Genomic DNA, 25,843 nt, shown 5'->3' on the forward strand with positions numbered 1-25,843 from the left:
CGGCGTTTCCTTTTTTCTTTTTGTTTTTCTTCGCTTAAATGATGTCGCAAAGGTTCTGTTGAATCAGACCTCGCATACTAAGATGACGAAAGGTTCTAAAAACAAGGGGTCTCTCTTGATTACTTTAATCAGGTTTTGCTTCCCTTCAAGTTTTCCGTTCGAATAGAGGTACTTTAACGCATGGCTCATCGCTTGTTGGTGTCTGTTTAAGTAAAGAGTTGCTTTTTAAATGCTGGATCAAGCATCGTGGATAAGTAGGGTTGTTTTTCTTTTTCGGATAAACACCTGAGGATTCCCTTCTCGAACATCTTCTAAAAAATTGCAGGGGTTTCTTAGATAAACTCATAAAAATCATTCCGGATTGTCATTTTCAATCTTTCCTCAGAAAATAGTAAGGCCTTCTTTAAATTATAGAATAAAATGTAAAAAGAAGTATAAATCCGCAATATTTACGAATTTGTACTTTTTCATGAAAGTCAATATGCTTAAGTTAATGATATTGTGTGAAAACGTGTGGTTAGGATTTCTAGTTCAACGGAATGACTTGTCTTGGATCCATTTTTGTCCACATACTATAGACAGAACATGACGGAGAAAACGTATTCATCAGAGATATAGTAAAACCAAGAGGTGGAAGAAATGATTTTTAGTTCGAATGAAAACATGTTGATCAATATTTTGACTTACGAAGAGTATGTCTCAGCCAAACATTTAGCTGAAACACTCTACGTATCGACAAAGACCGTCTATCGAATGATCAAAAAAGTAAACGAGCTGTTTATGGAAGAGAAAAAAGAACCTCTGATTATCTCAGAACCAGGAAAAGGGTATAAATTAAGTTCTCATTTCCGAAATCGAGATATTCACTCAATGGTGGAATTTGCAGAAGAAAATGATTTGAATGAAGTATCTTTAGCTCTATTGTTCAAATATCCTCATAAAATAAAAAGGAATCTGATGGATACTCAGTTTTTAAGCGACAGCTCCATTGAGCGAAGATTACGAAAACTCTCTGAAATTTTAAAAAAATACGACATCCATTTGTATTATAATCGTGAGTATTTATGGATAAAAGGCGAGGAAGTCAGTATTCGTAAAGCTATCAACCACATTTTTTTGGAAATGAATAAGATAAATAGTCTCAGTGAGATCGGAATCAAAATAAATGTGATCGACAAACATTTTATTGATCAGCAGATTACTCTGCTGGAGGAACGATTAAATGAATACATTAACTATCCTTACGATATTACAATCTATACACATATTTTTATGATCATTAAACGATATCGTGAATGAGAGGTACATTATCTAGGAAATCAAGAGCCCCTCGAAAAAGAAGAGCAGCAACTGATGGAAGCAAACCCCAAACTGATGGAAGTAGCAGCTGAGATTATTCGTAATATTGAAAGCTACCTATCAGTTAAGATGGATAGTTTGGAAGTCTACTCTATTTTTCAAAATATTTATTCGATTAACAGCCAAAAAAGAGAAAGCAGCAATGTGGATAAAAAGCTTGCCAAAGAGATTACTAAGAAATTTATCACCGATTATTTTTTGATCTCAGATGTCACGCTCTTACCCGCTAGTCGTTCATTATATGAAGATTTATATTTACACATCATGCCAATGCTTAGCCGTTTACGCTTAGGCATAAAGGTAGAGAACAATCTGTTAGATAGCTTGCTGCTCGAATACCGAGCAACATTTCTAAAAGTAAAAAAATCGCAGAGGAAATCAATCATGAATTGATGTTCGATACCAAAATGAACGATGCCGAAATTGGTTATCTTACATTGTACTTCGAAAAATACAAAATCCATCGTCAAGAAAATAAGAATGTCTTATTGATTTGTTCAACGGGTGTAGGGACTTCAGAGCTTTTGAAAGTTCGTATCCAGCAAAATTTTTCTAGTTTGAACATTACCGCCACGATGAGTCAGCGGCAAGTCAAAAAAAATCAGGAGTTTATTAAAGAAAATGTAGATTTAATATTTTCTACGATCCGCGTACCGTTAAAAATTGAAAAAATCCCTGTATTGCTCATAAGTCCATTATTGACGGACAAAGATATTCAAAATATCAATCATACAATGAAGGAGCTAGAAGAATGGAAAAAATTGAATTAAGTAAGGTGATCCATAAGAAATTGCTTATGGTTGGCTCAAAAGCAACAACAAAAGCGGCGATCATTAGTGAACTGGCTAAAATACTGGAAGAGCAAAATTTCATCAGTTCAGCCGAACGCTTTATCACCGATGTTTATTTACGTGAAGAAGAAGGGGAAACCGGTATTGGTCAAGGTGTGGCAATCCCTCATGGAAAGTCAGCAGCAGTGAAAGAGACAACAGTCGCAATCGCGGTTTTAGATAAGGAAATTGAGTGGGAAACATTAGATGGAGAGGGGGTCAAAGTCGTCATCATGTTTGCAGTGAAAGATTCTGATGCAAATACCACTCACGTTTTACTCTTACAACAGGTCGCGATCTTATTGGCAAACAACACATTTATTGAAGCAGTAAAAAATGTTGAGTCTGTCGATGCGTTGTATGATTTAATTTTGGAATTTCAATAAATGGCTAATATAAAGGAGAAGATAAGATGTTAGTAACTGGGAAAGAAATTTTGAGTGTCGCAAAAAAACAAGGATTTGCAGTTCCAGCTTTTAATGCAGGATCAGGTCAATTATTAAACGCAGTAATGGAAGCGTGTGAAGAGTCACAATCGCCAGTTATTATTGCGATCCATCCAGACGAATTGAGCTTTTTAACCGATAGTTTCGTTGCACAAGCCACCTATTTAGCAAATCATTCAAAAGTTCCAGTATGTATTCATTTAGATCATGGGGCAAGTTTTGAACAAGTGATTCACGCGATTAGTATTGGGTTTACCTCGGTCATGATTGATGCCTCTCATTTATCGTTTGAAGACAATGTCGCAATTTCTAAAAAAGTAGTTGAAGCGGCGCATGCAGCAGGTGTTTCGGTGGAAGCAGAATTAGGAACGATTGGTGATACTGGTAACACTGTTGAAGGCGGGGTTAGTGAAATTATTTACACCGATCCTAAAGTTGCGCAAAACTTTATTGAAAAAACAGGCGTAGATAGTTTAGCTGTCGCGATCGGAACTGCTCATGGAATTTATCCGAAAGATGTCGATCCAAAATTACGATTAGATATTTTAGAGGAGATCGAAGCATTGACAGATATTCCATTAGTTCTTCATGGCGGTTCAAGTAATCCAGACGAAGAAATCAGTAAAGCAGTCACGATGGGTGTCAATAAAATCAATATCTCTAGTGACATCAAAATTGTTTTCGCAAATAAATTGCGTGAGGTACTAAATGCTGGAAACAATGAGATCAGAGAACCAAATGTTTTGTTCCCAGAATGTATGGAAGAAACGAAAAAAGTAGCGCTGGAGAAAATCCGTCTATTCAAATCGGAGGACAAAGTTAAATACTATTAAAAATGAAAGGACGAAATCTATATGAAAATCGTTGGAATTGCAGCTTGCACGGCGGGGATCGCCCACACTTATATTGCAAAAGAAAAATTGATGCAGGCAGGTGTTGACTGTGGACATCAGATTCACATTGAAACGCAGGGCTTAGCCGGCACACAAGATGCACTGACACAACAAGAAATCGACGAAGCAGATGTGGTGATTATCGCTGCTGACATTAAAGTCAATGGGCGAGACCGATTCAAAAATAAAAAAGTGGTGGAAGTGCCGACAGGGTTAGTTGTGAAGTCGCCAAACAAGCTAGTAAAGAAGTTGGAAGAAGTCAAAGTTTAGGAGGGCAAAAATGGAGAAAATCAAGCAGATTGGATTTAAAAAACACTTAATGACAGCCATTTCGTTTTTCTTGCCAATTATTGTTGCTTCGGGTTTTTTGTTAGCGATCGGAAACATGATGGGTGGTACATCGATTGAGAACTTCCGTGATGGCTTCAGCTTTGCGGATACCATGACAACAATGGGCGGCTACGGGTTAGGATTCTTGTCGATGATCGTTTCAACTGCGATTGCTTATTCTATTGGGGACAAACCGGGGGTTGCTCCTGGTCTGATTGTTGGATTCGTGGCTCATGGTATTGGAACGGGTTTCTTGGGCGGTGTTGTTGGTGGATATGTAGCTGGTTATGTGGTAGTTATTTTAATGGCCATCATCAAGGTTCCAAAATGGATGGAAGGACTTCTGCCAACATTAGTATTACCCTTTCTGAGTGCTTTTATTGCTGGGATGGTGATGTATTACATTGTTGGCACGCCAATCATTTGGTTTACTGATCTAATCACTGCTTATCTTGGAAATCTGAACACTTCTTCCCTATTCCTGTACGGAGCAATCATTGGGGTCTTAGCATCCATTGATTACGGTGGAGCAATTAACAAAGTCGTCTTTGCGTTTGTATTCGCCTTATTCTCAGAAGGAATCTATGAGCCTATCACAGTATTAATTTTAGTTTCAATACAACGCCATTTGGCTTAACAATGGCTTACTTCATTGGGAAGGTCATTAAGAAAAACATCTTCAACCGTCAGGAAATTGAAACATTAAAAACCGCTTTTCCTATGGGAATTTGTCAAATCACTGAAGGTTGTTTCCCAATTGTGCTAAACGATTTAGTTCGTAATGTGACTGCTACAGGAGTGGGTGGAGCTATTGGCGGTGGATTGAGTATGCTTTGGGGAGCCGATAGTCATATCCCGGCCTCAGGAATGTTTGCAATCCCGACAATGACTCGTCCTTGGGCATTTGTTGCTGCATTATTTATTGGTTCTCTAACCACGGCAATCACCATTCTGCTGTTGAAAAAACGAGTAGATCCAAACGCAGAGGCTATCATAGAGGAAAAAGAGGAAGAGGATATTTCTTGGGATGATTTGACGATCAATTAGGAGGAAAAACATCTATGGATTATTACGAACGTATTAAAAAAATATTTATTGATTCAGGGATTATTTTTACTAAAGAAGAGTTAGCGGCTATTGATTATGCCGATTTTGGTTTAGGTAGAATTGAATCAGAAGGGTTAAACTTGATTGTTTATGAAACCAATGACCGCTATTGCGCGAAGGAAATGGTTTTACTTCCTAGGCAGACTTGCCCAGAGCATCGCCATCCCCCTCGTAATAGGGAAGAAGGGAAGCGTGAAACTTTCCGCTGTCGTAAAGGGAAAGTCTACTTATATGTAGAAGGAGAAGCAACTAATCTGATTCAAAGTACGATTCCAAGTGGACAAGAGGCGTATTATACGGTGATGCATGAGATTATTTTGAGTGCAGGAGAACAGTATACGATTGAGCCAAATACCAAACATTGGTTCCAAGCAGGAGACGAAGGAGCAGTTGTTTCTGAATTTTCTTCTCCAAGTGATGACGCTAGTGATATATTTACTAACCCGGCGATTCAACGGGTGACACAATCATAAAATTGATTCAGACTAGGAGCCGATGGCCCTAGTCTGTTTTTGAAAGGACAAAGCGATGAAAAAGTTTCAATTAGAAAATAAGTATGTGTTGATTGAATTTTTAAATTATGGCGGAATTTTGACCAAAATGATAAATAAGAAAACTGGACAGAATTATCTTTTAGCCTATGAAAATGCCGAAGATTATCAAGAGAATCCTTATTTCTTTGGTGCGATGATTGGACGAAATGCGGGTAGAACTTTTCCACCAAAATATCTGAATCATGCTGGAGAGAAAATCATGCTAGATACCAATGAGGGAAAGGCTCCATCAGGTCACATGGCAGGTAGAAAAGTTAGATAATTCAAGCTATCGTTTATGGTATGAAGACGTCATTTCACCTTATGAGCCGTTGAAAATAGAGCTCATCTATCGTGTATTCAAAAATCGTTTCACTATAAAGATGAAAGCTTCGTCTTCTATTCCAACGGTTGTCAATCTGACCAATCATAGTTATTTCAATTTAGGTGACCATAAAACGATCAGGTCGCATTCTTTGCAGACAGCTCCCGCCAAGATTCAGGTGATTGATGAGCAATTTGTACCTACAGGTGAATATACTATGATGGAGGATACTGAAACAGCTCCTTTCGACTTTTCTCAAGAACAACCAATTAATAAAGCTTTATGTCTTGGAACAAGCCTCTCAAAAATCTGTGCGGAGGGAATTGATCTCGCTTATTGCTTTACAGAGGCTTCATCTACTAGACCGAAAATTATCCTGAGAGATGCTGAAAGGAAAAATACATTAAAGATATACTCTGATCAAGAAGCATGTGTCATCTACACCTTGAATAAAATTTCTGACCAAGTAAAGCTGTCTCAGGAAAGTACGATTGAACAATTTGGCGAAATAACCTTTGAAATGCATCGCCGCCCCAATTATGTTCATTCAGAGAAGGATTATTTAACGACTAATTATAAAGCTTATACAACATATGAAATCGAATAGGAGGAAAGCAGATGAGATTTTTTTAGGTGTTGATTTAGGGACGAGTTCGCTAAAAATCGTTTTAGGCGATGAAGAAGGAAGTTTGTTAGGCAGTACCAGCAGTTCATTTTCAATTATATCCTCTCAAAGCGGCTATAGCGAAGAAGATCCCAATGATTGGATTCATGCGTTTGATTTAGCGTTACTAGAGTTAATCCAACAGTTTCCAGAAATAAAAACAGCCGATTTAACACTCGGTTTTTCAGGACAGATGCACACTTTGGTCTTAGTTGATTTTGTTGGAACGGTCCTTCGCCCAGCGATTTTATGGAACGACAGCCGGACAACCGAAGAAGTAAAAGAATTGAAAGTGCGAGTAGGAGAGCATTTGCTTACAGTCGAAAAAAATATACCATTAGAAGGATTTACTTTACCTAAAATTTTATGGATTCAGAAAAATGAATCTGATTTATGGGAAAAGACATGGAAGTTTATGCTGCCTAAAGACTATTTGGTTTATTTCTTAACAGGAAAAGTATTCACAGAGCCTTCTGATGGAGCCGGGACAATCATGTTGGATATTGAAAATCAATGTTGGGATACGGTTCTGCTAGAAGAGTTGGACATCCCTTTAGATAAATGTCCTGAGATAAAAGCTTCAACAGAGATCATTGGAGAGATGAAACAAGATTTAAAACAAGGCTTCGGTTTAACAGGTAAAGTAGAACTCGTTTTAGGTGGAGCAGATAATGCTTGCGGCGCTTATGCGAATATTTCTGATCAAGACTCACAAGGATTAATTTCTGTAGGAACTTCAGGAGTAGTTTTGATCTATGAAACGGATAAAAATCTAACTGAATTAGGTAAATATCATTATTTTAATTCTGTTATATCGAATGTGAATTATAAAATGGGCGCAACGCTTGCTGCTGGATATTCATTGGAGTGGTTTAAAAGAATCGTTGCACCAGAAGAATCATTTGAAACATTTACTGAATTGGCTGAGCAAAGTCCAGTTGGAAGCAGAGGCATTACTTTTTTACCGTATTTATTTGGAGAAAGAAGCCCTTATTTCAATCCAACACTGAGTGGAGCGTTAATTGGGTTACGTGCCTATCATAATCGTGATGATATTGTTCGCTCAATTATGGAAGGCATTGCTTTTTCACTAAAAAATGTTTATGAAAATATGGATGATAAACAATCGAAGCCGATTGCAACCTTTTGCATTACAGGCGGTGTAACAAAAAATCCTTTTTGGCTACAATTGTTTGCGGATGTTTTTCAAACTGAAATCGAAGTACTGAATTTTGATGAAGGCCCAGCATATGGTGCAATGTTCTGTGCAATAGCAGGAAGAAATGATCTTAAACTATTAAATAAATGGAGAAAGACGAATCAAGTTAAAGCTGTTTATTACCCTGGAGATTCTGCAAAATGCTATCAAGCACCTTATCAACGATTTGTGTGTTTGAGTAATCAGCAGAAAACATTGTAAATAATTTATCTGGAATAAAATGACTTATTTAGAGCAAACAATTCACCCTAGTCTTGTTTGCTATTTTGTTTAATGACTTTGAAAACATACTAAGATTAGAGGGTAAATTCATCGACGGATAAATTTACCCTCTATTGCTCTTTTAAGCGTATAGTTGTAAGTGAAAGGATGACCGAACATGGTCTCTTGGACTTCGAGTGTCAAACAAAAAAGGGTTTCCTTCACTGTCATTTTAAAATCTGATTTAAGTATGTTAGGGTTTCGAGCACGTGTGAAGGAAATTAGGAACGAAATGAAGAAGTGAAGAACCTTTCAACACTTTTTAGGAGATGAAAATCATGTATGTACTTGTTTCAGATGTCTCAATGGGAAAAAGTTATGTCGTTATTTATCATGAAACTACTTGTCTTTTTGGACAAGAAATCCTTCACGATAAAACACATTTCAATGCACTTCTTCAAGAAATCTATGCTCTTCCAGAACGACCACAGATCGTTTTTGAAGCAACCGGGGTTTATTCAAGAGTCATTGAAACGTTTTGTCAAAAGAATCATTTCACTTATTGTTTATTAAACCCTTTAGAAGCAAAAAGGCAACTGAATAGTGACTTACGTTCAGTAAAAACGGATAAACGAGATGCCCATCGTCTCGCACAAACGCACGGTCAATTTCTGCGGAAACAAAAACAATCACAATCAGAAATCTATAAACAAACACGTGATTTAGCATGCTTTTATCAACAAATTGAAAGTGACATTAAACACATGAGAATGAACCTTCATACCGCTTTACAACTAACTTTCCCAGAATTGGGAACACTTTTCACGAACAGGTTATCAAAACTCGCCTTAAATCTTGTTGAACTTTTCCCTCATCCCGATTACTTGGCACACTTAAGTCAAAACAAGCTGAAAAATGTGTTAAAGAAAAATACGGATAAAAAAATTTCCAATCAAAAAGCCTTGGCTAAAGCACAAACTTTACTTTCACTTGCACAAAATTCTTATCTGGCAGAATCTATTCAAAGCATTTCTGTTCAAAAAGTCGTGTATTATGCCCGACAATTGAAACAATTACTGATGACGAAAGAACAACTCACCAAACAGCTAGTTGAAACTGCAAAACAAACAATAGAATTTGGTTTCTATCAAAGTATTCCTGGAATTGGTGAACTTTCTGCAGGACTAATTATTGGTGAACTAGGAGATATTCGGCGTTTTTCTACTCATAAACAATTGAACGCTTTCGTCGGTGTTGATACCAGAAGGTATCAATCTGGAAAATATATTGCCCAAGAACACATGAATAAACATGGGAATCCAAAGGCACGAAAGAATTTGTATTTTATTATGATGAACATGATTCGGCAGCAAGCAGCTGCACCCAATCACATTGTCGATTATTATTACAAATTAAAAACGCAACCTTCGCCCAAAAAGCATAAGGTTGCGCTAGTCGCTTGCATCAACAAGCTCTTGAAATGTCTCCACTCAATGGTACGACATTCAAGTACGTATGATTACTCATACACGGCCTCTAACGACCAATAAGGAAATTATCCTTAAATAGATTATACCATACCTAATAAAAATTTTTCTCATTTATTAGGTTTATTTTGTATACTTTTTTTTTGATAAAAATCAATAGAAAAAAGAATTTGACTAAACGTAGGAATGAGACTGTAACAAAAGTCATTTCGTTAAACTAAAAGCGAATGAAAAAACTTTTATAGTCTTTACTGTTCGTTTGAGATTTTGTAAATCATTCTAGAATGTTGTGAAACCGGTACTTTATAGTTATAAAAAGATGACTTCAAATTCATTGTTCGGAATTTGAAGTCGTCTTTTTGCTTATGTCACAGCTTCACTGTCTAAATCATAAGATAATTAGCTAAACAAAAGTAGCTCCTTCGGAAATAAGCCGAAATTTTCCGAAAATCAAAGAACAATTTTCGGAAATTCCTTCTTATTCTTGGTGCTAAACACTTTTCTTTCAGCCTCAAAGTCATTAAGAAAAACCGTGAAGCAACCGTTTGCCTAGGACTGATGGTTCCTTACAAGGTTTATATTACACTCTCGGTTAGGCACTCTTTTTCTTGAATTTTCGTGCCTATATCTTAGTCTGCCAACCAGCCGCTCATTCACAGCGTTTGTTTTACGCAGGTTGAACTGCTGTTTTCCAGTACGTTCGTGTCACACCGCAGTAGATTGAATTGGCAATGTACTTTTACACTGTACATAAAGGATGCGACGCTCACCCAGATAAATCAGTGCAAATCGAAACTTCTAAAGAGTTGAGTGCTCTTTTACCTAAAGACAAAATGATCAAAAACTTAATTATATAAGCGATCGAGCAGTTACGTCTGCAGGTAGCTCAACCGACTGCACAATTACCTGAGTATCCTGTGGGGATGGCGATGAAAGGTGTAGGCCCTTCCTTAAGGGCACAGCTCATGACAGAGATTGGCGATATTCGCTACTTTTCGCACCGAAGCGCCTTAACTGCTTTTGTTGGGATTGCTCTTGCACCTACGGTCAAAAAAAGTGTTTGAATTCCGAAACGCGGCTCGGCTCAACTTCGTAAATCGCTAGTTTAAGTAATGGACATTTTAGTGAAAATAGTGACTGAACACGATTGGGGTTACACTTTTCTTTCTATGTTTACATGACTGCTACTGTGAATAAGTTTTTGTGTAATTTATTACGGTCTAGCAAACGAATATCTTGTATTCCTTCCAGAAGAGGAATGATTATCGTTTTTGAGCGTACGTTGAAACCTGCGAGTAACGGTATTTCTATTGTCATGTCTACAATTCAGATAGCTCTCTTCACTATTTTTTTTGTTTGACTTTCTGTTTGTAGGCTAAAAGGATCGCTAATTTACTCATAGTGGTTTCATTTTTTGCAAGGACTGTGCGTTTTTATTTGTTTACTGGTTTTTAATGGTATTCTCCAATACCTCTCACTTATAGCTTTAACTATAAGTGGGGTACTTAATTTAGTATTTTCATTAGCAAAATTCACTATTCTAAAAGAGTTACCCAGAATGAGAAAGAAAATCAACAAGTGTTTAAAGGATTGCTTTTCTTAACGTTCTGAATTTCAGGAAACAAATAATAAGGTGCAATGAATTTTACTACAACAGAAATAGCCAGTATTATTTAATAAGGTCTGTACAGGGGGATATTAAACGCAATTAGACAGCCATAATACCGAAGAATAACTAATTGTGATAGCGCAACCTTTTTTCATAAAAAGTTCCTTGCAAAACGAGTTTTTAAAGCAACGATACGTGTCATACATAAACAGTTACTTTTTTTGAAGATTATCAATTTATTATAAAATTTTTAATTTTTAGAATAGCAAAACGGCAATAAATTATGGTAATAATCGGTTTTATTTCCCAAATTGCGTAATCCTTTTTCGTAGCAATTAATTTTTTCGTATTAGATTCTAGATTGTATATAGAATTCATTTTACCACCTTTTTATTTTAATATATCCATTATAAAAAATGTTTACAAATAAATTGTTTTTATTTCTTAGATTCTTATTATATTCTTAATATTGAGATAATGAACTTTAATAAAAATAATGAACTAGTCATAGGTTTACGAATTGATCATCTTTCAATAAGGATAGTCTGTCAATATACAATGATGATAACCTAATAGACTACATTTTTTAAAGAAGACGAGTAAAACGAGGCTGTATAAAACCCAAAATAAAATCACATTCAAGCAGATACCAGTAGATATTCGATGTGATAAAAATATTTTTCTGGAAAAAATAAAAAAGATATTTTATAATTAACTTGACAAAGTTACGGAGGGGATTACTCTGAGAGCAGAGCAGAGCAGAGCAGAGCAGAGCAGAGCAGAGCAGAGCAGAGCAGAGCAGAGCAGAGCAGAGCAGAGCAGAGCAGACACTATATATTTATAGGGTTTATTTAATATTGCGTAAAACAAGCAGAATCTGTCTTTATGAATGAGATAGGTTATGCTTGTTTTTTTGTGTTAAAAATACGTGTTTTTAGAGGGGGTGATCGTATTGTAAAGTATAAAAATACTGATAGTTACTATTTATATTTTATGAGGAGGAGAATGAATGAAGATAGTAAATCAAATATTATCTAGATTTGTGATGTGTGCTATTTTGATTGTAAATATTATTTTTTCTGCAATCTTTCCTATAGCAGCTTATGCGGCAGAGAATATTACTCATAATGTGTGGGTGGATTCCAACAATCAAATTTCAGTGAAACCAGTTAATGGAGGAGAAACAATTGATGGATTTTGCATAGATTTAGATAAAGTAATAAGCGGAGCAAATTCAGAAAATAATGCATTGAAGTATGAGGAGCTACAACGTGATAATCCACAAAATCTTTTTGACCTTATAGTATTAAGTGAAGCGAAACTTAATAGATTGCCGTATAAGACACCTGAGGAGATATTTAATTATATTAAAGGAGTTTACTATTATGGAATAACAGAAGGGTACACATATAAGCAGATACAGGATGCAGTTTGGGAATTCACGAATGGTCTATATAGTAATACTAGTTTTTATACTGGGAATAAAAAATCAGAAGAAGGCAAACACCTTTATCAAAAAGCAATAGCCAACCCACTGAATTCTGATCAATTGGCACAAGTTCATATTAGGATTTTTAAATATATTCGTGGAAGAGCAACCCCTACTCAGAATGTAATTCATGTCGACATAGATCAACCGGCGGTGCCGAAAGAAAAAGGTATAGTAATCAGTAAAGTAAACCTTGGGGGAGAAGAGATTGCTGGTGCTAAGATCCAAATCAATCAAGATAACAAAGAAGTAGCAAGTTGGACATCCGAAGCAGGGAAAAATCATGAGTTAAGTCTATTACCAGGAGATTATGTATTCCATGAAGAAGCTGCGCCAAAAGGATATCTAGCAGTCACAGATATTTCGTTTAGTGTGAATGAAGATGGAACAGTAACAGTAAAAGAGGCAAATGGAAATAAAGTAGCAGCAGCCAATAATCAATTGACAGTAACGGATGAAACGGAATATGTTAATCCGACAGGTACGTTACGTACAACTGTGAAAGCAGACAATACAACTGCTAGTGCAACAAAAGCGGCAGAAGTGACTGCAGAGAAAACGGCAGCTGGGGTAGAAATAATCGATACACTTACCTATGAAGGTTTAGTCCCAGAAAAAGTATATAGTGTGACTGGTGAGCTGTATGAAGTGAAAGATGGTCAAGTAGTAGGAACTGCCAAAGCAACCGCAACAAAAGAATTCACTGTGTCAAAAGAAGGCAAAGGGGAATGGCAGTTAGCGTTTGGTCAAGTAACTGGTTTAGAAGCAGGTAAAACGTATGTAGTGTACGAAACAGCAACTTCGAAAGATAATTTGGTTGATACGAATAAAGACAACACTCCAGAAGAAAAACATGTGGTAGAACATAAAAATCCTGGAGATAAAGCTCAAACGGTTGTAGTGACACCGGCGGTGCCGAAAGAAAAAGGTGACGTGATTAGTAAAAATACACCTAATAAAAATAATAAGGGGAGAAAGCAATATTCTGTTAGAAACTCTAGTTATCCTAGGACTGGCTCAGTTGCTAATGATGTTTCAACGTTATTTGGAGGAATAATTTTTTTGGCGAGCTTAAGTGCTTGGGTATATAGAACAAAAGCAAGAAAACAATAATAATTATATTGTTCGAAGAAAAAATAAAGATTTCAGATATCTAATTAGGTAAGAAGAGGTTGTAATGTTAACTGTGTAAGTAACCATAATTCCTAGACAGGTGGTTACTTCACAGTTTTTTTAATTAAGTTCAAGAGGTGAATACACAACGACTGGCAAGAAAAGAAATCCTGATGCCGACTTCGACAGTTTTCGAAGTCAATGGTTACATTACTCAGGTGCTATAGAGGTCTGGAAACGGAATTTTGTACATGTTGAACAACTATTGATTCTGAACTATTGATTCTGACAGTGCCATTCCCAAAATCATGTACGCTACCAATGTAGTTGAGAGTGTTCATTCCAGTTTCAGAAAAGTCACAAAAAAGGAGCGTTCTCTAATGAGAATGCATTCCTAAAACCGTTTTATTACTACGCACGAAAGAATACAATACGAAGTGAGCTGACGGTCATATCTAAGACTGGGCGAAGGTGCTGCTGAATCAGTTAATGGTCAACGAAACCTCTTCGTGAAGAGTATGTCATTGTCTTTCATAAAGGCGGGGTTATTCAATCAAATTCTATCTGATTTTAAAAATAGCCAAGAATTTTGTTTGTTAAAAACTTTTAGCTAATTAATTTTCACAGTTTAGTTGACAAATCCTACGCTGTAATCTTTACTCTACCATACTCTTTACAAAGAGAAGGAACTGTTATAACCGTAGCTGTCGAGAGTATCTGTCAGGGTTGCGGATGGATAGTGAAGTAACTACCAGCTGTTTTCGTTTATTTAAATGACCCGAAACGGCGACATTATATATTCCGTTAGGGAGCAACATAATCTTATTTGCGAGATCTTTATCTGCAACGATGCAATTAAGTGGGCTACTAGCAGTTTTCAAAGTGAAACGAATTAGCAAGGGGCTACTTTTTATCACTCTAACTTTATCCAACATACCAACATATGTTTTGAATGCTTCCATACTAATCACCTCAACAGTATTATAGCATGTGCACTCACAGTTGGTTAGAGTATATGTTCACAACTATATGATATGGACTTAGCCATAGTTCGATGTTAGCTCCATACGTAGATTTCAAAACTTATATAGGAGTTATTTTTTCAAATTCTTTTATTGTTTTTTTAACATACTAAAAGCTTCATTATCTGAACGAAGTAGAATAAAAACGCCTGGATGAACCATACACTCAAACTTTCGTGCGGAGTTTTTTTGTAGGCTATAATATTTAGTATTGCTACTCAATAGAGGCCGGTGATAAACTTTTATGCTTTTTGTCATGTAATGTTGTTAGTGGTCTATCTTCGCCAGATCCCCATGCTTTTTATTCTTTCCGCATAAAAAAGTCATGTGATAATTATTTTCACGAATAAATAATTGGGAAGTTTTATTTGCAGAAGCTTGATTTTTCAATCTAGTACCTTTCTTTTTGAAAATATAACTTTTGAAAATTATTTTCATTAATAGTATTTATAAAAAAATTTTTCTTTATAAAGAAAGTGTGATATATTAACATTGTTAGCGGTTACAAATTATAGGGTGGGAAACTTGTTATGATACTAGAAACTATTCAACAAAATTATCATTCATTTACACCAAAAGAACAAAAAATTGCAACTTATATTATGCAAAAAAAGCATCTAAAGAATATGAATATCACTAAATTAGCGAAAATTTTAAGCATCTCTCCAGCTACGATTACGCGCTTTTGCAAAAAAATTGATTGCGCTAATTTTGCTGAGATGAAGATTAATCTAGTAGATGAAAGTACGCAGGAATCCATTGTAAAAAAGAATAATATTTTTGATGCAGTTCATATGTTTTATGCGACTGTTATGGATAATACCAATAAATTAGTCAACTCACAAGATATCAAAGAAACGATTAAAGCAATTGTCAATGCAAAGAAAATCTATATTTACGGAGTGGGTAGTTCAGGATTGACAGCTTTAGAGTTTATGCAACGACTCATCCGCATGGGTTTGAATGTTTCATGCTTTACGGACACACATATGATGTTGATCAGTCAATCATTAGTCACACAGGAAGATTTAGTGATGGGTATCTCAAGTTCAGGGCAAACAACTGAAATTGTGAATATGGTAGCTATTGCAAAAAAAGTAGGAGCTAAAACTGTTTCAATTACCAGTTTTATTGACAGTCAAATTGTTCAGTACAGTGATATTAGTCTGATTGTTTATAGCAGTAAATTTGTAAATAATACCAGTTTTGTTAATTCACAATTTGCAATGATGTTCATTGTGGATATCCTGACAATGATATTACTGGATGATAAAGAGTATAACACAGTGATGCAAGAAACCATTCAATCCGTTTTAGGAAGGAAGTGAACAGTTTGATTATTAGTAAGGTTGAAAATTTGCAAACGTACGTTCAGGTCAATCCGTATATGAAGGATCTTATTCATTTTTTTGAAATTAATGACTGGCAAAAGCTGGAAGAAGGCGCCATCCCAATCCTTGAAGAGAAAGTATTTGGCAATTGTTTTACTTATGTAGCAGATGGAGCGTCTGGCGATTTTTTTGAAACCCACTACAAATATTTAGATGTTCATCTAGTCATTGAAAATACCGAAGATATGGCTGTCTCAACAGCGCAATCAACAACCATTTCTCAAACGTATGATGAAGCTAAAGATATTGAGTTTTATCAGGGGAAAGTCGAGCAACTTGTCCATCTAAACCCAGGGGATTGTTTAATTACGTTTCCTGAAGATTTACACCAACCAAAAGTCAAAGTAAATGCCCAGGTTGTCAAGAAAGCAGTATTTAAATTGGCAATAACAAATAGCGAGGAGGATTGTCATGGAAATACAAAAACGTGAATTAGGGGGTCAAGACAAAAAGAATGGTTTTACAAGAAACAAAGATGAGTAGTTTACTAAGGGATAACCCAGTGAACGGAACAATGAAAATCGTTTCAAAAAATACATTGCGAGGGGAATTAATATGAAAAAGATTGTCAAACTATTGTGTGCAGTTGGGTTAGCGGTATCAGTATTTGCGATGGCAGGGTGTTCTTCTAATGATAAAAAAGAAGAACCACAAAGCTCCGCTAAATCTGGTGAATTATCAGGGGACATTGTGATGTGGCACTCCTTTACTCAGGGACCAAGATTGGAAAGTATTCAAAAATCAGCGGATGAATTCATGAAAGAGCATCCAAAAGTAAAAATTAAAATTGAAACTTTTTCATGGAATGACTTTTATACTAAATGGACAACAGGTTTAGCAAATGGTAATGTTCCTGATTTAAGTACTGCTTTACCAAACCAAGTAATGGAAATGATTAATTCAGATGCTATCGTTCCTTTAAATGATGAGATTAAAGAAATTGGTCAGGATCGTTTTAATAAGACTGCTTTGAATGAGGCAAAAGTAGGTAAAAATTATTATTCAGTGCCATTATATTCTCACGCTCAAGTTATGTGGGTTCGTACAGACTTGCTAAAACAATATGGTATTGAAGTACCAAAAACTTGGGACGAGCTATTTGAAGCAAGCAAAAAACTAACTACAGATGGTGTCTATGGTGTGTCTGTACCTTTGGGAACAAATGACTTTATGGCAACTCGTTTCTTGAATTTCTATGTACGAAGTGCAGGGGGGAGTTTATTGACGAAAGATTTAAAAGCGGATTTAACCAGTGAATTAGCACAAGATGGTATCAAGTACTGGGTGAAAATGTATAAAGAAGTTTCACCTAAAGATTCACTAAATTTCAATGTATTACAACAAGCGACCTTGTTTTATCAAGGAAAAACAGCTTTTGACTTTAACTCCGGGTTCCATATCGGTGGAGTTCAAGCTAATAGTCCACAATTATTGGATTCTATTGATGCCTACCCAATGCCGAAAGTAAAAGAAGCTGACAAAGATTATGGTATTGAAACATCTAACATTCCAATGGTCGTTTGGAAAAATTCAAAACATCAAGATGTCGCTAAAGCTTTTATGGAATATTTGTTTGAAGACAAAAACTATGTAGAATTTTTAAATTCAACGCCAGTCGGTATGTTGCCTACTATTAGCGGTATTATTGATTTACCAGAATATAAAGATAATGAAACACGTAAGGAATTTGCACATGCTGAAGAAGTGATTTTAAATGCTGTTAAAAAAGGTACAGCAATTGGTTTTGAGAATGAACCAAGTGCCCAAGCCGGTTTAATGACGAACCAACATATTATTGAGCAAATGTTCCAGGATATTATTTCTAATGATACGGATCCTATGAAGGCAGCTAAGAGTGCAGAAAGACAATTGAATGATTTATTTGAGACGGTAGCAGTGAAGTAAAAATTTGGTTGGGGCCCAATGCTTAAGCAATAAAGCTCCAACCAATTCAATAATTGCTAAAGGAGAGGGGTATGAGGGTGGCTAAAGATAGAAATCTAACACGTTGGATATTTGTTTTACCAGCATTGATTATTGTTGGATTACTCTTTATATATCCGTTTTTTTCTAGTATTTTTTATAGTTTTACTAATAAAAATTTGATTTCTCCAACTTATCGTTTTGTTGGTCTTGATAATTATCGGACAGTTTTATCCGATCCTAATTTTTTTAATGCATTTTTTAATTCGATTAAATGGACAGTTCTCTCATTAGCTGGACAAGTTTTTGTAGGCTTTGTTTTAGCTTTAGCGCTACATCGTGTGCGTCGCTTTAAAAAATTATATCGAACACTTTTGATTGTTCCATGGGCATTTCCAACGATTGTCATTGCTTTTTCATGGCAATGGATTTTAAATGGAGTTTATGGCTATCTCCCCAATATGATTGTAAAACTCGGATTAATGGATACTGCTCCGCTATTTTTGACAGATACTGCTTGGGCATTTATGTGCTTAGTCTTTATTAATGTGTGGTTTGGGGCACCAATGATCATGGTCAATGTTTTATCGGCGTTACAAACGGTGCCTCAAGAGCAGTTTGAAGCTGCGAAAATCGATGGAGCTTCTTCGTGGCAAGCGTTTCGATACATTACATTTCCGCATATTAAAGTGGTGGTTGGCTTATTAGTTGTATTAAGAACGGTTTGGATTTTTAATAATTTTGACATTATTTACCTAATCACAGGTGGGGGCCCATCTAATGCCACGATGACTTTACCCATCTTTGCTTACAATTTAGGATGGGGAACAAAGATGTTAGGGCGGGCATCCGCAGTGACAGTATTACTATTTATTTTTTTATTGGCTGTGTGTTTTATATATTTCAGCATTATTAGTAAGTGGGAGAAGGAGGAACGAAATTAATGAAAAAGCGTTCGAATATTTTTCTAGATTTGGCCTCACATTTTTTGTTAATTATAGCAACCATTATTGCCGTTTTTCCATTAGTTTGGATTTTTATTTCCTCAATTAAAAGTAAGGGGGAGTTGACGCAGTTTCCAACAAGGTTTTGGCCAAAAATTTTTACTTTAGATTATTTTACGCATGTTATTAATGATTTACATTTTATTGTCAATATAAAAAACAGCGTATGGATTGCTTTGGCGACAACGGTAATTGCGATTATTATCTCATCTATGGCAGCTTATGGAATAGTGCGTTTCTTTCCTAAATTAGGCGCAATAATGTCCCGATTATTAGTTACGACTTATATTTTTCCACCAATTTTGTTGGCGATTCCATATTCAATTGCGATGGCTAAGGTAGGGTTGACAAATAGTTTAATTGGTCTGATAGTTATCTATTTATCATTTAGTGTTCCTTATGCTGTATGGCTGTTAGTAGGTTTTTTTCAAACGGTGCCAATAGGAATTGAAGAATCTGCCAGAATAGATGGAGCGAATAAATTTACGATTTTTTACAGAATTGTATTACCAATTGTGGCTCCTGGGATTGTGGCAACAGCAATTTATACGTTCATCAATGCTTGGAATGAATTTTTGTATGCTTTGATTTTAATTAATGATACAAACAAAATGACAGTGGCAGTAGCATTAAGATCATTAAATGGTTCAGAAATATTGGATTGGGGTGATATGATGGCTGCTTCAGTAATCGTTGTATTGCCATCAGTTATTTTCTTCTCGATCATTCAAAATAAAATTGCCGGTGGTTTATCAGAAGGTTCAGTTAAGTAATTTATAACGAAGGGGCATAATTCCATGGTAAATAAATTTTATTCGTTTATCAGTATAGCTTTAGTTTCTGGCGGGTTACTTGGGTATCCGCTTGCTCAGGTTCAAGCGGATGAGACAACTTCTACGGTTTTAGAAACGATGCCTGTGTATCAAGGCGGACCATATATCTTGACTAACACAGGAATAGATGTGAGTAGCGGTGTTTTGGATCAAATTCAAGGGGATAGTCAAAGTATTGTTTTAAAATTTGAGGCGAATAAACCAAATGCATTACAAGCAATTTTTGGAATTTCTAATAGTAGTAGTGGTTATAGAAACAATTATTTTGACATTTTTATGAGAGATTCTGGAGAACTAGGTGTAGAAATAAGGGATACTCAAAAAGGTGTGAATTATCTATTTTCTAGGCCTGCATCTTTGTGGGGAGAACATAAGGGTAAAGCGGTAGAAAATACGATTGTTTTTACTGCAAATTCAGTTGATAGAACATATACAATGTACGTTGATGGGAAATGTATCTTTTCTAAAAAAGTAGATTTGTTTGTACCAATTAAAGGAATTACTGGGCAAGATAACGCCATGATTGGTGCGGTAAATCGTGAAGGAACACAGGCATTTACGATGAACGGTAAAGTAAATCAGCTACAAATTTTTAATCAAGTATTAAATGCTGATGAAGTTTTAGAACGTTATTCTGGGGCTAATTCTAAATTAATCTTTCAATCAGGTGATGCAACGCAAGCAAATTATTTCCGTATACCAGTTTTGTACACATTAAATAATAATAGAGTACTCGCCAGTGTAGATGCACGATATGGTGGAACTCATGATTCAAGAAGTAAAATTAATATTGCAACTTCCTATAGTGATGACAACGGAGCAACTTGGAGCACTCCTGTTTTTGCAATGAAATTTGATGATTATGAGGAACAGTTGATAGAGTGGCCAAGAGAGGGGAATGCTAAAAATCTTCAAATAAATGGAAGCGCCTCTTTTATTGACTCGGCAATTGTTCAAGATAAAAATGGAAAAGTAGTTTTACTTGCAGATGTAATGCCAGCGGGAATAGGTAACAATAATGCCAATCGTTCTGATTCGGGATTTAAGGAAATTAATGGTAAATATTATTTGAAGTTAAAACGAAATAAGGATTCAACTTATCAATATACAGTTCGTGAAAATGGTGTTGTCTACAATGATAATACAAATCAACCTACGAATTATCGAGTGAATGAAAAATTTGAAATACTTGAAAATAATCAGCCGCTGACTGTAGAACAATATTCAGTAAAATTTGATAGCAATTTAAGTTTGCAGGAATACCATAATGGAAAACATGTCCCAATGAATGTGTTTTACAAGGATTCTATCTTTAAAGTGGCGCCAACTAATTATATTGGTGTGACGTCTAGTTTGGATAATGGTGAAACGTGGGCAGCATTTAAATTATTACCTCCGTTTTTAGGAATAAATCACAATGCTACTTATTTAAGTCCAGGTCAAGGACTATCCTTAAAGAATAGCAATCGTCTGATATTTGCGACATATACCAGTGGCCAGTTGACTTATCTTGTTTCTGATGATGGAGGTGCTACGTTTACCAAACGTTCAGCACGTGTCCCTTTTACAAACGCAACAGCGGAGGCACAAATGGTAGAATTGAGAGAAGGTGTGATTCGTACTTTCTTCAGAACAACGACAGGTAAGATAGCATATATGACGAGTTACGATTCTGGAGAAACATGGTCGGGAGTATCATATTTAGACATCGTTAGACAAACCTCTTATGGAACTCAAGTTTCGGTAATTAAATATTCGAAAAAAATTGATGGCAAGGATGCAGTTATTCTAAGCACGCCAAACTCTACTACTGGCAGAAAAGGTGGGCAACTGTGGGTAGGCTTAATTAATTCGGATGATAGTATTGAGTGGCGTTACCATTATAATGTGGATTTACCAACTTATGGCTATGCTTATTCTGCTTTGACTGAATTACCAAACCAACATATAGGTTTATTTTTTGAAAAGTATGATTCTTGGTCTAGAAATGAACTTCATTTAAGCAATGTGGTACATTATGTGGATTTAGAAATGAACGAGTTGTTAAAATAATCATTTCATAATGGAGGAATAAAAAGATGACAAAATACGGAGTTGTAGGCACAGGATATTTTGGTGCAGAATTAGCACGATATATGTCAAAAAATGATGGAGCAGAGATTACTTTATTGTATGATCCAGAAAACGCTGAAGCGATTGCTGAAGAATTGGGAGCGAAAGTAGCTTTAAGTTTAGAAGATTTGGTAAGTAGTCCAGAAGTTGATTGTGTGATTGTTGCGACACCAAATTATTTGCATAAAGAACCAGTTGTTAACGCTGCGAAGCATGGGAAACATGTCTTTTGTGAAAAACCAATTGCGTTATCTTATGAAGATTGTCGAGAAATGGTGGATGCATGCAAGAAACATCATGTGACATTCATGGCTGGGCATATTATGAATTTCTTTAATGGAGTGCATCATGCCAAAGAATTAATTAATCAAGGTGTAATTGGAGAGATATTGTTCTGCCATACTGCTCGTAATGGATGGGAAGAAGAACAACCAACGATTTCATGGAAGAAAATTCGTTCAAAATCTGGCGGGCACCTTTATCATCATATCCATGAATTAGATTGTGTACAATTTTTAATGGGTGGCATGCCTGAAAAGGTAACAATGACTGGTGGAAACGTAGCGCATAATAGTAAAAACTTTGGAGATGAAGATGATATGATTTTTATCAACATGGAATTTTCAAATAAACGTTTTGCTCTATTAGAGTGGGGTTCTGCTTATCGTTGGGGGGAACACTATGTTTTAATTCAAGGAACAAAGGGCGCGATTAAATTGGATATGTTTAATTGTGGAGGGACGCTAAAATTAAACGGTGAAGAAACCCACTTCTTGATTCATGAGACTCAAGAAGAAGACGACGATCGTACTAGAATTTATCATAGTTCAGAAATGGATGGTGCGATTGCTTATGGAAAACCTGGTAAACGTACCCCTCTATGGCTTTCATCGGTGATTGATAAAGAGATGCAATATCTTCATGCTATTATGCAGGGGGCGCCGGTTAGCCAAGAATTCGAAAAACTTTTAACTGGTGAAGCTGCTTTAGAGGCAATTGCAACTGCTGATGCTTGTACAATTTCCATCAATGAAGATCGCAAAGTGAATTTATCAGAAATTGTGAAGTAGAATAATTTTAATCGAAAAGTAGGCGTAAAACGATGGATGAAAAAATAAAAAGCATTGACCATCAATTAGTTGTATCATGTCAAGCTTTAGAAGATGAACCGTTACATTCTTCTTTCATCATGGGAAGAATGGCTTTAGCTGCACAAGAAGGTGGAGCCAAGGGAATTCGAGCCAACAGTGTAGTAGACATTAGAGAAATTCAAAAGATGGTAGATTTACCAATTATTGGTATTATTAAAAGAGATTACGCTGATTCAGAGGTGTTTATTACGGCAACGATGCAAGAAATTGATGAGTTAATGAGCGTTCAACCAGAAATCATTGCTTTGGATGCGACAAGTAATATCCGACCAAACGGACAAACATTAGCGGAATTATTTGCACAAATTAAGGCAAAATATCCAGAACAATTATTAATGGCAGATTGTTCAACTTACGAAGAGGCCGTTATTGCAGATGACTTAGGTTTTGATTTTATTGGTACGACATTAGTAGGATATACTAGTCAAAGTAAGGAGGCGAAGATAGAAGCGAATGATTTTGAATTAATTCGTAAAATCTTGTCCAAAGTAAAACATCCTGTGATTGCGGAAGGAAATATTGATACTCCAGAAAAAGTGAAAAGAGTGCTCGAGTTGGGATGTTATAGTGTGGTTGTTGGCTCGATCATTACGCGTCCGCAGTTGATTACCAAACGGTTTACCGAAGTATTAGAAAACTAGAAAGAAGTAGATAAAATGAAAGATTTAACCAAATATTATGGCGTGATTCCTGCCTTTTATGCTTGTTATGATGAGAATGGGGAAATTAGTCCGGAAAGAGTCCAAGCTCTAACCCAATATTTTGTTGAAAAAGAAGTCAAGGGCGTTTATGTGAATGGCTCTTCAGGAGAATGTATTTATCAAAGTGTTCAAGATCGGAAAGTAGTCTTAGAAAATGTTGTTCAAACAGCTCAAGGGAAGTTAACGATTATCGCTCATGTAGCTTGTAATAATACCAGAGATAGTCAGGAGTTGGCGCGTCATGCGGAAAGTCTAGGTGTAGATGCTATTGCAGCGATCCCTCCAATTTATTTTCGTTTGCCGGAATATGCAATTGCTAAGTATTGGAATGATATTAGTGATGCAGCACCAAATACTGATTTTATTATCTATAACATTCCACAATTGGCAGGTGTGGCATTAACTCCAAATTTATATGAAAAAATGCGTGAAAATCCACGAGTTATCGGTGTGAAAAACTCATCTATGCCAGTTCAGGATATTCAAACATTTTGTAAGGCAGGCGGAGATTACATCGTTTTTAATGGTCCAGATGAACAGTTTATTTCGGGGCGTTTGATTGGAGCTCAAGGTGGTATTGGTGGAACATATGCAGTGATGCCACAATTATTCTTACAATTAGATGGTTTCTTAAAAACAAATCAATGGGATAAAGCGAGAGAACTACAAGCTGAAGTAAATGAAATTATTGCTCAAATGTGTAGTTGTCATGGGAACATGTATGCGGTGGCTAAAGAAATTTTACGGATTAATGAAGATTTAGATATTGGTTCGGTTCGTGCGCCATTGACAGAATTAATTCCTGAAGATTTGCTAAAAGTCCAAGCGTGTGCGGCATATATTAAACAAGTAACGACAAAATTTGTTGATTAAGGTGATGATAATGGCAAGATATCTATGTTTTGATATTGGCGGAACAAATTTAAAATATGCTTTGATCAACGAATCCGCTGAGATTATTCACCAATGGGAGCAACCAACACAAGCACATTTAGGAGGACCATTTATTTTACAAACGGTTTGTGAAATTATTAAACACTTAAAACAAGGAAATGAATTACTTGGTGTAGCGATTTCAACTGCTGGGATGGTTAATCCTGAAGAAGGTTCTATTTTCTATGCGGGGACACAAATTCCTAATTATGCTGGGACTCAATTTAAAAAAGTAATAGAAGAAGAATTCGCTCTTCCTTGTGAAGTTGAAAATGACGTTAATTGTGCAGGCTTAGCAGAAGGAATTTCAGGAGCAGGGAAAGATGCCTCTATTTCTGTGTGCTTGACAATCGGTACGGGCATCGGTGGTTGTATTTTATTAGATAAAAAAGTGTTCCATGGTTTTAGCAACAGTGCGTGTGAAGTCGGGTACATGCACCATGGCAAAGTGAGTTTTCAAGACTTAGCTTCAACAACCGCTTTAGTTCAACGAGTTTCACAATTGAAGCAAGAAGATATTAGCAAATGGAATGGGCGAAAAATATTTGAGTTAGCCAAAGCAGGAGATGTAAAATGTGAAAAAGCTATCCAAGAATTGGTTGAGGCTTTATGTGAAGGCATATCTAGTATTTGTTATGTGCTAAATCCTGAAGTGGTTATCTTAGGTGGCGGAATTATGACGCAAGTAGCATACTTGCGCCCACTGTTTGAACAAACACTACCAAAGTATTTAATCTCTAGTATTTTAGAAAAAACCACGCTTACCTTTGCCAAACATCAGAATAATGCCGGCTTTCTAGGCGCGTTTTATCACTTTAAACAAAAACATTCATGAATAACTCTCTACCCCCATCCTATTGAGGTACTTTGTTAATAGGAAAAGCTTCGCTGTTTGGAATTAATGAATAGATTTTGTTTGACGTGCTGATTGTTTTAGATTCAGTAATGTTCACTCCGTCCATATTGGCGAGGCGATTATTGGTACTTTGACAAGGTCCTGTATGCACTGGGGTTGGGGGAACAAACCGATTTTTGACTCATCGTATACTGAGTTCTTTCAGGTAGACTCTCTAACTCAGGCTGGTTGATGGACAATATTTCAAATGCCGTGCACTGGTTCTAACACTTGCAAACTATATAGCTTCTTTGGTTCTATAATATTTTGTGT

The 25,843-nt window shown here is 36.0% G+C and carries 23 protein-coding genes and 3 pseudogenes; 25 read left to right on the forward strand and 1 reads right to left on the reverse strand.

Going from position 1 to position 25,843, the window contains the following annotated elements; translation table 11 throughout:
- Positions 1-34: 34 nt before the first annotated feature.
- Positions 35-225 (reverse strand): annotated as a pseudogene (locus RU96_RS13565) (transposase); the annotation flags it as partial.
- A gap of 414 nt (positions 226-639) precedes the next feature.
- Here RU96_RS13565 and RU96_RS13280 point away from each other — a divergent pair.
- The 25 genes and pseudogenes from RU96_RS13280 (at position 640) to RU96_RS11830 (ending at position 25,510) form a co-directional block, all read left to right on the forward strand.
- A complete protein-coding gene (locus RU96_RS13280) occupies positions 640-1,299 on the forward strand; it encodes a helix-turn-helix domain-containing protein (protein WP_249024193.1) in 660 nt (219 codons plus the stop codon).
- A gap of 54 nt (positions 1,300-1,353) precedes the next feature.
- Complete coding sequence (locus RU96_RS13285) at positions 1,354-1,752, forward strand: PRD domain-containing protein (protein WP_249024194.1); 399 nt, start codon at positions 1,354-1,356, stop codon at positions 1,750-1,752.
- Positions 1,752-2,129 carry a hypothetical protein gene (locus tag RU96_RS13290; RefSeq protein WP_249024195.1) on the forward strand — a complete coding sequence of 126 codons (378 nt, stop codon included), beginning with the start codon at positions 1,752-1,754 and terminating at the stop codon, positions 2,127-2,129. The genes RU96_RS13285 and RU96_RS13290 overlap by 1 nt, the downstream gene beginning before the upstream one ends.
- Positions 2,111-2,575, forward strand: coding sequence for a PTS sugar transporter subunit IIA (locus RU96_RS11730; protein WP_071865677.1), 465 nt, complete (start codon positions 2,111-2,113; stop codon positions 2,573-2,575). The genes RU96_RS13290 and RU96_RS11730 overlap by 19 nt, the downstream gene beginning before the upstream one ends.
- 26 nt (positions 2,576-2,601) lie before the next feature.
- A complete protein-coding gene (locus tag RU96_RS11735; RefSeq protein WP_071865678.1) occupies positions 2,602-3,468 on the forward strand; it encodes a ketose-bisphosphate aldolase in 867 nt (288 codons plus the stop codon).
- 21 nt (positions 3,469-3,489) lie between these two features.
- Entirely contained in the window at positions 3,490-3,798 is a 309-nt protein-coding gene (locus tag RU96_RS11740) for a PTS fructose transporter subunit IIB (RefSeq protein ID WP_071865679.1), read from the forward strand.
- 10 nt (positions 3,799-3,808) lie between these two features.
- Positions 3,809-4,905, forward strand: a pseudogene (locus RU96_RS11745) (PTS fructose transporter subunit IIC).
- Positions 4,906-4,919: 14 nt separating this feature from the next.
- Complete coding sequence (locus RU96_RS11750; protein ID WP_071865680.1) at positions 4,920-5,438, forward strand: D-lyxose/D-mannose family sugar isomerase; 519 nt, start codon at positions 4,920-4,922, stop codon at positions 5,436-5,438.
- Between the two features lie 55 nt (positions 5,439-5,493).
- A complete protein-coding gene (locus RU96_RS13440; protein ID WP_084035494.1) occupies positions 5,494-5,781 on the forward strand; it encodes an aldose epimerase family protein in 288 nt (95 codons plus the stop codon).
- 49 nt (positions 5,782-5,830) lie between these two features.
- Positions 5,831-6,430 carry an aldose epimerase family protein gene (locus RU96_RS11755; RefSeq protein ID WP_465253944.1) on the forward strand — a complete coding sequence of 200 codons (600 nt, stop codon included), beginning with the start codon at positions 5,831-5,833 and terminating at the stop codon, positions 6,428-6,430.
- A complete protein-coding gene (gene xylB / locus RU96_RS11760; RefSeq protein ID WP_071865681.1) occupies positions 6,417-7,907 on the forward strand; it encodes a xylulokinase in 1,491 nt (496 codons plus the stop codon). Before RU96_RS11755 ends, xylB begins: the two co-directional genes overlap by 14 nt.
- Before the next feature lie 329 nt (positions 7,908-8,236).
- Positions 8,237-9,457 carry an IS110 family RNA-guided transposase gene (locus RU96_RS11765; RefSeq protein WP_071865682.1) on the forward strand — a complete coding sequence of 407 codons (1,221 nt, stop codon included), beginning with the start codon at positions 8,237-8,239 and terminating at the stop codon, positions 9,455-9,457.
- 866 nt (positions 9,458-10,323) lie between these two features.
- Positions 10,324-10,458, forward strand: a complete 135-nt coding sequence (locus RU96_RS11770; RefSeq protein WP_159429700.1) for a transposase — start codon at positions 10,324-10,326, stop codon at positions 10,456-10,458.
- A 1,554-nt stretch (positions 10,459-12,012) separates the two neighbouring features.
- Positions 12,013-13,605, forward strand: a complete 1,593-nt coding sequence (locus tag RU96_RS13570) for a SpaA isopeptide-forming pilin-related protein (RefSeq protein ID WP_071865683.1) — start codon at positions 12,013-12,015, stop codon at positions 13,603-13,605.
- Positions 13,606-13,786: 181 nt separating this feature from the next.
- A pseudogene (locus tag RU96_RS13305) lies at positions 13,787-14,043 on the forward strand (IS256 family transposase); the annotation flags it as partial.
- 1,114 nt (positions 14,044-15,157) lie between these two features.
- On the forward strand, positions 15,158-15,955 hold the full coding sequence (locus RU96_RS11785) for a MurR/RpiR family transcriptional regulator (RefSeq protein WP_071865685.1): 798 nt from the start codon (positions 15,158-15,160) through the stop codon (positions 15,953-15,955).
- A gap of 5 nt (positions 15,956-15,960) precedes the next feature.
- Positions 15,961-16,449: a YhcH/YjgK/YiaL family protein gene (locus tag RU96_RS11790; protein ID WP_071865686.1), complete on the forward strand. Its 489-nt coding sequence runs from the start codon at positions 15,961-15,963 to the stop codon at positions 16,447-16,449.
- Positions 16,450-16,573: 124 nt separating this feature from the next.
- Positions 16,574-17,923 carry an ABC transporter substrate-binding protein gene (locus RU96_RS11795; RefSeq protein WP_071865687.1) on the forward strand — a complete coding sequence of 450 codons (1,350 nt, stop codon included), beginning with the start codon at positions 16,574-16,576 and terminating at the stop codon, positions 17,921-17,923.
- 77 nt (positions 17,924-18,000) lie between these two features.
- Complete coding sequence (locus RU96_RS11800) at positions 18,001-18,885, forward strand: carbohydrate ABC transporter permease (protein ID WP_071865694.1); 885 nt, start codon at positions 18,001-18,003, stop codon at positions 18,883-18,885.
- Complete coding sequence (locus RU96_RS11805) at positions 18,885-19,718, forward strand: carbohydrate ABC transporter permease (RefSeq protein ID WP_071865688.1); 834 nt, start codon at positions 18,885-18,887, stop codon at positions 19,716-19,718. Before RU96_RS11800 ends, RU96_RS11805 begins: the two co-directional genes overlap by 1 nt.
- Before the next feature lie 138 nt (positions 19,719-19,856).
- Positions 19,857-21,830 carry a sialidase domain-containing protein gene (locus RU96_RS11810; protein ID WP_379924139.1) on the forward strand — a complete coding sequence of 658 codons (1,974 nt, stop codon included), beginning with the start codon at positions 19,857-19,859 and terminating at the stop codon, positions 21,828-21,830.
- Between the two features lie 26 nt (positions 21,831-21,856).
- Entirely contained in the window at positions 21,857-22,960 is a 1,104-nt protein-coding gene (locus RU96_RS11815) for a Gfo/Idh/MocA family protein (protein WP_071865690.1), read from the forward strand.
- Positions 22,961-22,992: 32 nt separating this feature from the next.
- Positions 22,993-23,682 (forward strand): N-acetylmannosamine-6-phosphate 2-epimerase, encoded by a 690-nt coding sequence (locus tag RU96_RS11820; RefSeq protein ID WP_071865691.1) that lies wholly within the window; start codon positions 22,993-22,995, stop codon positions 23,680-23,682.
- 15 nt (positions 23,683-23,697) lie between these two features.
- Positions 23,698-24,615 (forward strand): dihydrodipicolinate synthase family protein, encoded by a 918-nt coding sequence (locus RU96_RS11825; protein WP_071865692.1) that lies wholly within the window; start codon positions 23,698-23,700, stop codon positions 24,613-24,615.
- A gap of 10 nt (positions 24,616-24,625) precedes the next feature.
- On the forward strand, positions 24,626-25,510 hold the full coding sequence (locus tag RU96_RS11830; RefSeq protein WP_071865693.1) for an ROK family protein: 885 nt from the start codon (positions 24,626-24,628) through the stop codon (positions 25,508-25,510).
- Positions 25,511-25,843 lie beyond the last annotated feature (333 nt).

Source organism: Enterococcus canintestini (genome assembly GCF_001885735.1).
In the GTDB taxonomy this organism is placed as follows: domain Bacteria; phylum Bacillota; class Bacilli; order Lactobacillales; family Enterococcaceae; genus Enterococcus_C; species Enterococcus_C canintestini.